The organism is Streptomyces sp. NPDC088910, from assembly GCF_044749865.1.
Lineage (GTDB): Bacteria > Actinomycetota > Actinomycetes > Streptomycetales > Streptomycetaceae > Actinacidiphila.
In genome coordinates this window covers 803,041-815,426 of the sequence record NZ_JBIVIV010000002.1, presented here as the reverse complement: position 1 = coordinate 815,426, position 12,386 = coordinate 803,041, and the positions used below count along the sequence as shown (strand labels likewise).

12 protein-coding genes and 1 tRNA gene are annotated in these 12,386 nt (G+C 67.9%); 8 read left to right on the top strand and 5 right to left on the bottom strand.

Going from position 1 to position 12,386, the window contains the following annotated elements; all coding sequences use genetic code 11:
* The first annotated feature begins 114 nt into the window (after positions 1-114).
* Complete coding sequence (locus tag ACIP4Z_RS08025; protein WP_391041594.1) at positions 115-2,385, top strand: heterodisulfide reductase-related iron-sulfur binding cluster; 2,271 nt, start codon at positions 115-117, stop codon at positions 2,383-2,385.
* Positions 2,386-2,539: 154 nt separating this feature from the next.
* Positions 2,540-3,514 (top strand): YIP1 family protein, encoded by a 975-nt coding sequence (locus ACIP4Z_RS08020; protein ID WP_401305883.1) that lies wholly within the window; start codon positions 2,540-2,542, stop codon positions 3,512-3,514.
* 14 nt (positions 3,515-3,528) lie between these two features.
* On the opposite strand, the gene dcd (ACIP4Z_RS08015) is transcribed toward ACIP4Z_RS08020, so the two are convergent.
* A complete protein-coding gene (dcd, locus tag ACIP4Z_RS08015; protein ID WP_355346279.1) occupies positions 3,529-4,104 on the bottom strand; it encodes a dCTP deaminase in 576 nt (191 codons plus the stop codon).
* Positions 4,105-4,510: 406 nt separating this feature from the next.
* On the opposite strand from dcd (ACIP4Z_RS08015), the gene ACIP4Z_RS08010 reads away from it, so the two are divergent.
* Positions 4,511-4,584, top strand: a tRNA-Gly gene (locus ACIP4Z_RS08010).
* Between the two features lie 52 nt (positions 4,585-4,636).
* Here the strand turns inward: ACIP4Z_RS08010 and ACIP4Z_RS08005 are convergent.
* The 4 genes from ACIP4Z_RS08005 to ACIP4Z_RS07990 form a co-directional block, all read right to left on the bottom strand.
* Positions 4,637-4,909: a DUF6907 domain-containing protein gene (locus ACIP4Z_RS08005; protein ID WP_401305881.1), complete on the bottom strand. Its 273-nt coding sequence runs from the start codon at positions 4,907-4,909 to the stop codon at positions 4,637-4,639.
* A gap of 195 nt (positions 4,910-5,104) precedes the next feature.
* On the bottom strand, positions 5,105-5,551 hold the full coding sequence (locus ACIP4Z_RS08000) for an ATP-binding protein (RefSeq protein ID WP_401305879.1): 447 nt from the start codon (positions 5,549-5,551) through the stop codon (positions 5,105-5,107).
* 141 nt (positions 5,552-5,692) lie between these two features.
* A complete protein-coding gene (locus ACIP4Z_RS07995; RefSeq protein WP_401305877.1) occupies positions 5,693-6,238 on the bottom strand; it encodes a flavoprotein in 546 nt (181 codons plus the stop codon).
* Positions 6,235-7,503 (bottom strand): helix-turn-helix domain-containing protein, encoded by a 1,269-nt coding sequence (locus ACIP4Z_RS07990; RefSeq protein WP_401305875.1) that lies wholly within the window; start codon positions 7,501-7,503, stop codon positions 6,235-6,237. The genes ACIP4Z_RS07995 and ACIP4Z_RS07990 overlap by 4 nt, the downstream gene beginning before the upstream one ends.
* 172 nt (positions 7,504-7,675) lie before the next feature.
* Here ACIP4Z_RS07990 and ACIP4Z_RS07985 point away from each other — a divergent pair, with 172 nt between their 5' ends.
* Genes ACIP4Z_RS07985 through ACIP4Z_RS07965 form a run of 5 tightly spaced genes read left to right on the top strand, consistent with a single transcriptional unit; the run spans position 7,676 to position 12,360 of the window.
* Complete coding sequence (locus ACIP4Z_RS07985; protein WP_401305873.1) at positions 7,676-9,022, top strand: UDP-N-acetylglucosamine 1-carboxyvinyltransferase; 1,347 nt, start codon at positions 7,676-7,678, stop codon at positions 9,020-9,022.
* A complete protein-coding gene (locus ACIP4Z_RS07980) occupies positions 9,019-10,209 on the top strand; it encodes a metallophosphoesterase (RefSeq protein WP_401305871.1) in 1,191 nt (396 codons plus the stop codon). Before ACIP4Z_RS07985 ends, ACIP4Z_RS07980 begins: the two co-directional genes overlap by 4 nt.
* Positions 10,206-10,748 (top strand): dCTP deaminase, encoded by a 543-nt coding sequence (dcd, locus tag ACIP4Z_RS07975; RefSeq protein WP_391158291.1) that lies wholly within the window; start codon positions 10,206-10,208, stop codon positions 10,746-10,748. The genes ACIP4Z_RS07980 and dcd (ACIP4Z_RS07975) overlap by 4 nt, the downstream gene beginning before the upstream one ends.
* Positions 10,745-11,269 (top strand): dCTP deaminase domain-containing protein, encoded by a 525-nt coding sequence (locus ACIP4Z_RS07970; protein ID WP_401305869.1) that lies wholly within the window; start codon positions 10,745-10,747, stop codon positions 11,267-11,269. Before dcd (ACIP4Z_RS07975) ends, ACIP4Z_RS07970 begins: the two co-directional genes overlap by 4 nt.
* On the top strand, positions 11,266-12,360 hold the full coding sequence (locus tag ACIP4Z_RS07965) for a glycosyltransferase family 4 protein (RefSeq protein WP_401305867.1): 1,095 nt from the start codon (positions 11,266-11,268) through the stop codon (positions 12,358-12,360). The genes ACIP4Z_RS07970 and ACIP4Z_RS07965 overlap by 4 nt, the downstream gene beginning before the upstream one ends.
* The last annotated feature ends 26 nt before the right edge of the window (positions 12,361-12,386 follow it).

Here is a 12,386-nt window from a genome sequence, read left to right as displayed (position 1 = left end):
ACGACCCTGTACAAGCGTTGCCCGTACGACCTTGCCCAGCACGAAGCCTTCCCGCCCGATCCTGAACCCACGGCCCCCTCCCACTGAACCGCCGCGCAGGCCCGAGGAGCCCACATGCAACTCGCCGCGATCATCGTGTCGCTGGTCCTCACCGCGGTCGGCGTCGCCCTGATCAGCCTCGCCGTCGCGCAGATCTTCCGGTTCGTCACGCTCGGCCAGCCCGTGCCCGCGGGCTCCCGCACGAACGACTGGGTGGCCAGGTCCACGACCCTGGCCAGGGAATTCGTCGGCCACACCCGGATGAACAAGTGGGGCGTCGTCGGCGTCGCGCACTGGTTCGTGGCGGTCGGCTTCCTCACCCTCGGCCTGACGATCGTCAACGCGTACGGCCAGCTCTTCAAGGCCGACTGGATCCTGCCGTGGATCGGCACCTGGCTGCCGTACGAGGTGTACACCGAGTTCATCGCGGCGCTCACCACCCTCGGCATCCTCACCCTGATCGTGATCCGGCTGCTGAATCTGCCCTCGCGCGCCGGCCGCAAGTCCCGCTTCACCGGTTCGACGGCCTGGCAGGCGTACTTCGTGGAGTACGTCGTTCTGATCATCGGCCTGGCGATCCTGACGCTGCGCGGCCTGGAGGGCGCCCTGCACGGCGTCGACCACTACGAGGCCGCGTACTTCGTCTCGTACCCGCTGGTCGCCGCCTTCCGGAAGATGAGCACCGGCAGCCTCCAGAACACCGTCTACGCCGTCGCCATGGTCAAGCTGGGCGTCACGATGATCTGGGCGATCGTGCTCGGCCTGCACACCAACATGAGCGTGGCCTGGCACCGCTTCCTCGCCTTCCCCAACATCTGGTTCAAGCGGAACGCGGACGGTCCGGTCGCGCTCGGCGCACTCCAGCCGATGGTCTCCGCGGGCAAGCCCATCGACTTCGAGGACCCGGGCGAGGACGACCAGTTCGGCGTCTCCCAGATCGAGCACTTCTCCTGGAAGGGCATCCTCGACTTCTCCACCTGCACCGAGTGCGGGCGCTGCCAGTCGCAGTGCCCCGCCTGGAACACCGGCAAGCCGCTCTCCCCCAAGCTGCTGATCATGTCGCTGCGCGACCACGCGCACGCCAAGGCGCCGTATCTGCTGGCCGGCGGCGGCAAGAACGCCGAGGGCGAGGAGACCGGTACGCCCGAGCAGCTCGCGGGCGTCCCCGCCGCCGCGCTCGCCGAGGCCGAGCGCCCGCTGATCGGCACGGCGGAGGAGAACGGGGTCATCGACCCCGACGTGCTGTGGTCCTGCACCACCTGCGGCGCCTGCGTCGAGCAGTGCCCGGTCGACATCGAGCACATCGACCACATCGTCGACATGCGCCGCTACCAGGTGATGATCGAGTCGTCGTTCCCGAGCGAGGCGGGCACGATGCTCAAGAACCTGGAGAAGAAGGGCAACCCGTGGGGCCTGCCGAAGAAGCAGCGCCTGGCCTGGGTCAAGGAAGTCGACTTCGAGGTGCCGGTCGTCGGCGAGGACGTCGAGGACCTGACCGAGGTCGAGTACCTGTACTGGGTCGGCTGCGCGGGCTCCCTGGAGGACCGCGCGAAGAAGACCACCAAGGCTTTCGCCGAGCTCCTGCACATCGCGGGCGTCAAGTTCGCGATCATGGGCGGCGACGAGAACTGCACCGGTGACTCCGCCCGCCGCCTGGGCAACGAATTCCTCTTCCAGCAGCTCGGCCAGGAGAACGTGGCCATGCTCAACATGGCCTTCGGCGAGTCCCTCGACGAGGACGGCGCGGTGGACCCCTCCACGCGCAAGCCGCGCGCCTCGAAGAAGATCGTCGCCACCTGCCCGCACTGCTTCAACACCATCGCCAACGAATACCCGCAGCTCGGCGGCGAGTATGAGGTCGTCCACCACACCCAGCTCCTCCAGCACCTCGTGGACGAGGGCAAGTTGGTGCCGGTCACGCCGGTCGAGGGCCTGATCACGTACCACGACCCCTGCTACCTAGGGCGGCACAACAAGGTCTACACACCGCCGCGCGAGATCATCGCGTCCGTGCCCGGTCTGCGGAACGAGGAGATGCACCGCCACAAGGAGCGCGGCTTCTGCTGCGGCGCGGGCGGCGCCCGGATGTGGATGGAGGAGCGGATCGGCAAGCGCGTCAACAACGAGCGCGTCGACGAGGCGCTTTCCCTCAACCCGGACATCATCTCCACCGCGTGCCCGTTCTGCCTGGTCATGCTCTCCGACTCCGTCAACGGCAAGAAGAACGACGGCCAGGCGAAGGAGGCCCTCCAGGTCGTGGACGTCTCGCAGCTCCTCCTCCAGTCGGTGAAGGCGCCGGCGGACGCGGCCGAGCTGAGCGAGGAAGCGCCGGCCGGGACGGCCTGATCCGGGGCCTCACCAGCCCTTACGGGTTCCCCTAGGGGTTTGCCCGGGGGTCCGTCGACGGGTTCGCCGCCGCGTGTCACAGGTTGGCAGCAATGGGCGGCGGCGGACCGGCCGACAGGAGCGGTGCGGCGGCTTACCGGGTACGTTCGATGACGTGGCTGGATTCAGGAATCGACACGGTGAGGGCGGTGGCCGGGGCGGCCGTCCCGGCCAGGGGCCGGGATACGGCTCGGGTCACGGCCAGGGCGCGGCTCAGGGACACGGCGCGGGGTACGGGCAGGGTGCCGGTTACGGGCAGGGCGCGGGTCACGGGCAGGGCTCGTACGGAACGCCTCCTGGCGAGCCGGAGTACTACGCGCCCGCGGCGGGGCAGCCCGGCGGGTACGACGAGTCGCCCGGCCAGACGAAGGCGTTCACGCTGGGCGCCGGGTTCGCGGGCCAGGGCCAGGAGCCGTACGTCGATCCGTACGCCGGGCAGCAGCCGTACGCGCAGCCTTCGCACGCACAGGCCCCGTACACCCAGCCCCCGTACTCGGGCGACAACGTGGCGACGTACCGCGCGGGTCAGTCCGCCGCGCCGCCGGTCGGTCCGCGGCTGCACTGGAAGGAGTTGCTGAGCGGCGTCGTGCTGCGCCCCGGCCGTACCTTCTGGCAGATGCGCGACCACACGGTCTGGGGCCCGGCCCTGACCGTGACCTTCCTCTACGGGCTGCTCGCCGTCTTCGGCTTCGACGCCGCCCGCAGCGACGTCCTGGACGCGACGCTCACCACCAGCATCCCGTGGGTGCTCACCACGGCCGTCGCCGTCGTCATCTCCGCGGTCACGCTCGGCGCGGTCACCAACACCCTCGCGCGGCAGTTCGGCGGCGACGGCGCCTGGGCGCCGACGATCGGGCTCTCGCTCCTGATCACGACGCTCACCGACGCCCCGCGTCTGTTCTTCGCGCTCTTCCTCGGCGGCGCCAACAGCTTCGTCCAACTCCTGGGCTGGCTCACCTGGCTGGGCTGCGCGGCGCTGCTCACCTCGATGGTCAGCAAGTCGCACGACCTGCCGTGGCCGAAGGCGCTCGGGGCGGCGTCGATCCAACTGATCGCGCTTCTCTGCCTGTTCAAGCTGCCGCTGATCTGACCCGCCCCGGGGTCTCAGACCTTGGTGCGGTGGAAGTTCATGAAGGACCGTGAAGGCGTCGGCCCGCGCTGCCCCTGGTAGCGGGAGCCGTACTGCTGCGATCCGTAAGGGAATTCGGCGGGCGAGGTCAGCCGGAAGAGGCAGAGCTGCCCGATCTTCATTCCGGGCCAGAGCTTGATCGGGAGCGTCGCGACATTCGACAGCTCCAACGTCACATGCCCGGAGAAACCGGGGTCGATGAACCCCGCGGTCGAGTGCGTCAGCAGCCCCAGCCGCCCCAGGCTCGACTTCCCCTCCAGCCGCGACGCCATGTCGTCGGGCAACGAGATGACCTCGTACGTCGACCCGAGCACGAATTCCCCCGGATGCAGGATGAACGGCTCGTCACCCTCCGGCTCCACCAGCCGCGTCAGATCCGGCTGTTCCACCGCCGGGTCGATGTGCGGATACCGGTGGTTCTCGAACACCCGGAAGAACCGGTCCAGCCGCACATCAATACTCGACGGCTGCACCATCGACGGCTCGAACGGGTCCACGCGCACGCGTCCGTTGTCGATTTCGGCTCGAATGTCCTTGTCAGAGAGAAGCACGCCCCGAAGGTTACGCGCCCGGAGCGGCCCCGACCCAATCCTCCGGCCCGGAGCCGCCACCTCACCGGCCTCCGACTACCGCTTCTCCCCGCCCCCGGCCACCGGCACCGCGTGCCTCAGCCGCGCGCACTTGGGACACCTCAACAACCGCCCGGGCCCCAACCGCTCGGCCCCCAAATGCTGCATCGGGAACGAAGCCGTACTGAACACATGCCCCTCGGCACAACGAACAACGGTGCGCTCCATCAAGTCCCTTCCCCAACCAACCGGCGTGGACGACAAACCCACACATTAGGGGATCAACCCACCGCGCACCCACTCACCACTCCGCCCCCAACCTACGCCCCACCCCACCCCCCACATGCGGTAGACTCCCCCACGAAGCCACCCCCACCAGGGCCTTCACGCGGATGTAGTTTAATGGTAGAACATGAGCTTCCCAAGCTCAGAGCGCGGGTTCGATTCCCGTCATCCGCTCCATTACTAAAGCCCCGGGTTTACCGCCTGGGGCTTATGTATTTCCTATACCGGATTAGTCGTTCCGTACCCGGTGCCTCCCCAAGGGGAGATTCGACTGCCGCGCCTTAGCTGTCGTGGCACATTGATGTTCAGCCCAGTCGGCGCGGGCCGCGACGAGTCGGGGCCGAATCTCGTGATCGAGACGATCGGCTTGGGCTCGCAGCTTGGCCGCGATCTGTGCGAGACCCGCAGGGTCAAGGCCGTCTATCCAGAAGTCCTCGACGATCGCGAGGTTGACGACGGGTGCGCGGGCCTCGGGCTCTTCCGCGAAGGGCCGGCACTCCATGACACCCCAGAGGATCTGGCTCTCGCCGGATCGCTCACTCGACCGAGAAACCCGCGCAGGTGACAATCTTCCACTTCGGCTTCTCACCTTCGGAACTGGCGGCGTTGCCTGCGGTCGAGTCGACAGGAGTCTGTTCGACAGCGGAGCTGCCACGAGCACGGCGTGTCACCGTCACACCCGCTGCTTGAGCGCCCGTCATTCCCGCGTCCCGGAATATCCATCGACACCGTCATCGGCAACGACCGCCCACACCAGCTTGCCGACGCCAGCATGCTCGCTCACGCCCCAGCAGCCGCCCGTGATGGAGTCGACCAGCGCGAGGCCGCGTCCGGACTCCTCCTCGGGCGACGGCTCGGGCACCGCCTTCCAGGAGGAGGCATCCGCGTCGTGCACTTCGATCCGTACGCCGCCGACCAGCCGCTCGTACCGGGTTTCGACGAGCCGGTCGCGAGGCGCCTTCACATGACGCACAGCATTCGTGAAGAGCTCCGAGACGACGATCTCCGCAGAATCGGCAAGCGACGCCAGTTCCCATTCGTCGAGCAGCCGTCGTAATTCATGCCGGGCAGGTCCGACGCATCGGGCTGCGCGCGTCCATCTCCGCACCGACACGGACGCCTCGCCGTCGTTCTCCGTACGCACGATCGTGGTCTCCCCACTGAGTTGCACCTGACGTGTCCTGGGGAAGACCAAACCGCGCGGCACTGGGCGCGAACCACACGTCATGCACATGGAGCAGCAGTCCATGCACATCGTGCATGCGCGCCGAATTCCGGCGCGACTTCAGCCGCGTGGGTTCACCTCTGGCGCAAGCAACTCCAGCGCCTCTTCCCATCGGAAGGCGTCGGCGCCGCCGCCGGACTTCGGTGGATGCGGCTTCAGGCCGCTGACCAAAACCCCCATATCGCGCAGCCGCGCCAAGCTCGCCGCATACGCCGGATGCGCGGCCATCGCGCTGTTCACGTACGGCAGCACCGCCGTCGGAATGCCGAACCCGTACGCCTCGCACAGGATGCCCAGCGCCAGCGTGTCCGCGATCCCGGCCGCCCACTTGTTGACCGTGTTGAACGTCGCCGGCGCCACCGCGATGGCGTCCGCCGGAGGCAACGGCCGGACGTCACCCGGCTTCCGCCATGCCGAACGCACCGGGTAACCCGTCTGCGCCTCGACAGCCGCCTGGTCGATGAAACCCAAGCCCAGAGGCGTGGCCACCACCCCCACACCCCAGCCCCGCCCCTGCGCAGCCGAGATGAGCACCCCCACGTCCTTCGCAACTCCGGCCGCGCATACCACGACGTACAGGAACGGCTTCCCAGGCTCACCGCTCACGCGGACACTCCCAACTGTCGGGCGAAGTGATGCAACTGCGGCAGCGTACGACGCCGGTCGCGGGCCGCCATGTCGGCCACCAGCGCGCGGACCGCCGGGCGCCCCACGTCCTGCGGCGCGCAGCTCTCGGCGATCCGCAGCGCCTGGTACCCATCGGCCAGACGTCCCTGTTGGCTGTAGGCGTGCGCGGCATCGGTCCACAAGGCGGCGCGGCGCTCGGGGACGGGAATGTGCCGGCGCATGAGCGGACGCGCGGCGTCGAGGGCCAGGCCGGCGTCGCCCAGGACGACGGAGGCGTTCACGGCGTGCAGCTCGACGTTGACACGACCGAAGTTGGACCAGGTGTCCTGTGTGCTGTCCGGCATTCTCGCCGCTACGTCACGAGCCTCGGTGAGGAAGTCGCGGACGGAATTCCGGCTTCCGGCCAGTGCGGAGGCCGTCACTCCCCGAAGGAGAAGCATTCCGAGGACCGCGAGATGGCGCGGGGACTTGAGGTCGTACGCGCCCGACATTTGGTCCACGACATGACGGATGAGCGTCACCGCCTGAGCGGCGTGGTTTTCCCGCGCCAGCAGATGCGCGTGCACGCGGACGCTGGACGCGACGACGACCGGGTCGCCGGACCGTTCGGCTTCGCCCATGGCGCGGCCGACAGCGAGCCACGCGTGTCCATGGTCACCGTGTTTGAGCAGCAGACTTGCCGAGGTCTGGTAGGCGGCGGCAAGCAGCCCGGCCGCGTCGCAAGACGTGCCCGCGACTTGGCGGAGGTCGGCGATCAGAGCGGGGAGTTCGAGCTCGAGCCGGGCGTAGTCGCAGGAGGTGAACAGCGTGCGCAGCCTGTTCATCCTGATCTCCAGCCGACGCAGATCCTCTTCGCCCGTACCCGCAGCGGAGTCGGCGCCCGGAAGCAGCGACCGTACGAGGTCACCGGACGGGCGGGTCGGCTGAGCTGAGGGCCCTACCAGCGGGACTACGCCTGCGGCTAGGAAGGTTCGACGGTGCATGTCCTCTGGTGTTTCCCGTTCCGGACGGTCGACGGTGGGCGGGGGCGCCAGCCCCAGAGTGTGGAGGGGAATGCGGAGTTCGTCGGCCACCGCTCGCAGAACGCGTAAGTCCTGTGTGCCCCTGCCCTGTTCAAGTCGGCTGACCTTGGACTGGTGGTAACCCAATGCGGACGCCACCTCGGTCTGGGAGCGGCGGGCGAGGACCCGCGCCCGCCGAAAGATCTCCCCGACCCTCTTTGCCTCGTCCTGCTCCGCAGCCATACGCGCCGGCTCCTTCCGCCGTCGCCGATCCTGCCCCGGCCTTCCAGGCTAGAAGCCCTTCCGCCGTACGTCATGCGGAGTCTGCATAACCCATGCGGCACCCGCAGACGGAGCAGGGCAGCCCATGAATCCGGCGCTTTCGTTGTGAAGAGCAGCCGCGAGGAGGCCCAGCATGAGACACGCCAACCCCAGGGACATCGTCCCGGACGACACCGCACCACCGGCCGAGGTGATCGCCATCCGGCCCGGACGGCCGCTCGAAGGAACCGTGATCGTCGACGGCTCGAAGAACGCCGCTCTTCCGCTTCTCTCCGCCGCGGCGGTCGTCGGCGCCCCCGTACGCGTGACCAACATCCCGGACAGTACGGATGTCCACACCTTGCTCGGACTGCTGCTCGGAGCCGGTTTCGACGTCGTGCACGTCCCGGGTGAGGCAGGGTCCATGGTGATCACGCCCAGTCGTAGGCATCGCGTCGAAGCCGAACTCCTCACCGCCGCGAGCACGATCCGTGCCTCGTACTACCTGGCGCCGACACTTCTCGGACGGTTCGGAAGGGCCCGTCTGCCGTGGCCGGGCGGTTGCCGGATCGGCGACCGCGGCATGGAGCAGCACTTCCGCGTGTACGAGGCATTCGGTGACCGCTGCTCGACGCACCGCTACGGCTACGAGATCCAGAGGTCGCGGGCGAAGCAGGGAACGGTGAGCGTCGCCCTGCCGTTCCGGTCCCGAGGAGCCACGATCGTGGCGATCCTCCGCGCCGTCGTCTCCCGACAGGAGTTACGGCTGAGTACGCCCAATCTGTCACCGGAGACCCTCGGCGTGGTCGAAGCTCTCGGATCGATCGGTTGGATGAGAGCTGTTGAACGTGACCTTCTCGTGCTCACACCGCCGACCGAGACTCCGGCCGTCCACGACCTGACCTGGACCGTGCCAGGCGACAAGATCGAGGCCGGCACCCTCGCCTGCGCGGTCGCGGCCACACGGGGAACAGCGCGCATCGAGGGTGTATGCGCCGGTGACTTCACCCCGGCCCTGGAACATCTGCGCCGGACAGGCGTCGTCATCACGGAGCACGTGAACGGCATCGAAATCGACGCGCGGCACATCGCGCGTGGTGAACTCCCGATCCACGCTTCGGCTTCGCTCTCCCCGAGCGGACTCGACGCCGACTTCGAGCCTTCGCTCCTGGCATTCGCTCTAGGAATCCCGGGCCGCCACGCGTTCGCGGACACGATCAACCCCGGCCGCCACGCGAATCTCATCCCTCAACTGCGCTGTATGGGAGCGGAGATCGAGGAGGTGTCACCCACGCAGTGCCGGTTCGCCGGGCCGCAGCGGCTGACCGGTGCCGGAGTGGAGACCACCGACATCCGTACGGGCGCCGCCCTCCTCATCGCAGGGTTGACCGCCCGGGGCATCACGACGCTGGGCGGTCTGGAACAGCTCCGCCGGGGCCACGCCGATCTGCCGGGCAAACTCCGAGCCCTCGGGGCGGACATCTGCGAGGTCACACCGTGAGATCGGACCTCCAACAGATCCTCGCCACAACCGACTTCCACTCCTCCTTCGACAACGCCGTGCCATTGATGACCCACTTATCGGCTGCCCGACCCAACACCCTCATCGCGGACTGCGGCGACTTCTTCGAGGGCACGGGCTACTACCGTCTCGGCCGCGGCGTCCTCGAACGAGACACGCTGCTCGCCCTGTACGACGTCGTCGCTCCTGGCAACCACGGATGGCCGCACTACCTCGAATCCGAGCTGCACCGCATCACCGTCTGCGCCAACGCGTACGGCCGCGACGGTCGTCGGCTCTTCCGGCCGGTCGACGTACGGAGCATCGCCGGGCGGACGGTCGCGGTCACGGGCGTCATCGGCGTCCAGGCGTTCAACGCCGTCCCGTACGGGCAGCGCGTCGGGCAGCAAGTGACCGACCCGGCTCTGGCGCTGCGTGAATTGAAGCGTGCCTATGGCCAGGTGGACGCATGGGTGGTCCTCAGCCACTCCGGTTTCGAGGAGGATCTGCGGCTCGCCGAAGCCTGCCCTTTCCTCGACATCGTCTTCGCCGGCCACTGCCACAGTGACGCGGACGGACCCGTTCGGATCGGCGGCGTGCAGGTACTCAAGGGCTACGAGCAAGGTGCCGGGTTCGCGCAGGCGCGTCCGTCCGAGAGCGGCTGGGAATCCGGAGCAGCCCGCTTCGCCGATGCTTCATCGCTGTCCCTCCCAAGCACCTTGGAAGCGGTGCGCGCACGGATCACCGCGATCGCCCGCGATCTTCGGGAGCCGATCGACAAGCTGAGGGCGCCGTACCGCCACACCGTCCTGGACAGACGGCTGCTGCTTGAGGACATCGCCACGACCGTGTACTCGGAGACCTCCAGCGCTGTTCTTCTCAATGAGACCGCACTACGCGCCGTGCAGCTTCACGGGACGCTGACGCGAGGCGATGTCCTCGCCGTCGAGCCCTTCGACAACCAGCTCGTACGCGTCAATTGCCCGGAAAGGGCAGCAACATCTCTGCTGTCCGATCTCTCGGAACTCGCGGGTCCGATGGTGGCCGTGCCGTCCCCGTTGCCGTCACCACTCGAAGCGTTCATCACCACCGACTACCTCGCCGGGACTTCGCGCCATCCAGCCGTACCCACCGGCCGTTCCCTCGCGCAGTCCGTCCATCAGGCTCTCACCGGAGGCACCCGTTGATCCTCACCGGCCCCGAAATCACGGCGGCGGCCGACGACGGCCGCTTACGCATCACCCCCTTCGACCAGTCCCAGGTAAATCCAAACAGCTACAACGTCCGTCTCGGCTCGACGCTTCTCGTCTACACCGACGGCGTGCTGGACGCACGCTTCCGCAACCCCACTGAGCAGGTCGACATCGGCCCGGAGGGGTATGTGCTGCAGCCGGGCCAGCTCTACCTCGGCCACACCGTCGAGCATGTCGGCTCGGACACCTTCGTTCCGCTGCTCTTCGGACGGTCGTCCGTCGGCCGCCTCGGCCTCTTCGTGGAGATCACCGCCCCCATCGGTGACATCGGTTTCCACGGGCAGTGGACGCTGATGCTGTCCCCGATCCGCCCGCTACGGGTCTACGCCGAGATGAAGATCGGGCAGATCATGTTCTTCGTCTCGGTCGGCCCGATCGCGCACTACGCCGGCAAGTACCAAGCAGCCAACGGTCCGAGAGCTTCCGCCTCCTGGCGCGACGACCACCGTCCCGTACAGGTGGTGGCGTCGTGATCCTCACCGGCCCCGCCATCGCAGCCGCCCGTGCCGCTGGGGAGATCAGCATCGAGCCGTACGACCCCGGCCGCGTCTCCCCGAACGCCTACGACTGGCGGCTCGGCGAGACGCTGTACGTCTGTGACGGCCAGCTCGACGCCGCACGACCCACGACGGCCACCGAACTCGCCATTCCCTCCGACGGATTCGTACTGCGGCCCGGGGTGCTCTACCTCGGCAGCACCTACGAGAAGACCAGCTCCGAGCGGTACGTCCAACTCCTCAACGGCTCACGCACTATCGGAGCACTTGGGATCTGGGTCCATGTCTCCGCGCCCCTCGGGCATCAAGGTCACGCGATTCACTGGACGTTGGAAATCCGAGCCGCCGTCGAGGTGCGGATCTATCCGCGGATGACCTTCGGCAAGTTGACCTTCCTCCACCCCTTCGGGGCTGCCGCGAGCTACCAGAGCGACGGCCTGAAGTACGCCACCAGCAAAGGCGTTGAAGCCTCCCGGCTGTATGAGGAGCTGACGTGAAGGCTTCCGTCGCCACCGCGCTCGACCTGCCGTATCCCAGCCCTGGCGGGAGTGTCGAGCTCTTCCTCGACCTCTACACCGGGCACCGTCCTCTGATCCCGGCGCGGGCATTCATGCTGGCGGCCGGGTCCGGGGAGACACCGTTCCCGCAAGGACTGCGGAATCTGAACGTATCCGGCAAGTGCGTCGAAGGACCTGGCTTTCCCCCGTACGTCCGGGCACTGAGTCGCGCGCTCGAAGACGCCGTCAACCCTGCGGACATCAGTACGCTCCACCTGCACCATCTCGCCTTCGGCGCCTCGCCGGCCCTGCTTGCCGCGCTGCCGAAGGCCCGGCGCATAGCCCTGGTGCACGGCACTGACCTCCTGTACGCGGAGATGTACGCCGACCAACGCGCGGTTCTCCGGCACTGTGCCGATGCGGCGGACGTGATCGTTGTCCCGACGAGCGCGATGGCCGATCGGCTGCTCGCTCTCGCCCCGCCCGCCCGGCCGAAGATCGAACACATCCCGTGGGGTGTCCCGGACGCTCTCCTCGCCACGCCGCCGGAGCCATCGCGAACACCTCGTGCGAGCCATTTACGCCTGCTCTACGCGGGGCGCCTCACGCCGGAGAAGGGCGTGGAGAACCTGCTCCATGCTCTCGTCGTGATCCCCGACGTCGAACTGAGCGTTGCGGCACCACCCTCGCAGTTCAGCGCCTTGGCGCCGCTCCTCCACGAACTCGGCGTACACGTCACCTACCTCGGCTGGCTCCGCCGTCCCCAACTGTGGAAAACCTTCCCCGACTACGACGCCCTGGTCATGCCCTCCTCCACGCTCGAAGCGATGGGCCTCGTAGCGCTGGAGGCCCAAGCCTGCGGCCTTCCCGTCATCTACCAGCCTGTGCCCGGCCTCAACGAGTCGCTGGCGGCATCGGGACTGGCCACCGACTTCACGAATCCGACCGCACTCGCCCGCGACATCAACCGGCTCCGTACGACCTCGGGCATGCTCGACGCCTTGCGCGAGGCCGGCTATGCGAACGCCGCCCGCTACCCGCTGAGCACGACCGCTACCGCCCTGACCGCACTCGGCGGCCGGCTCGACTGACCACCGCCGTGGCACATCATCCGCCG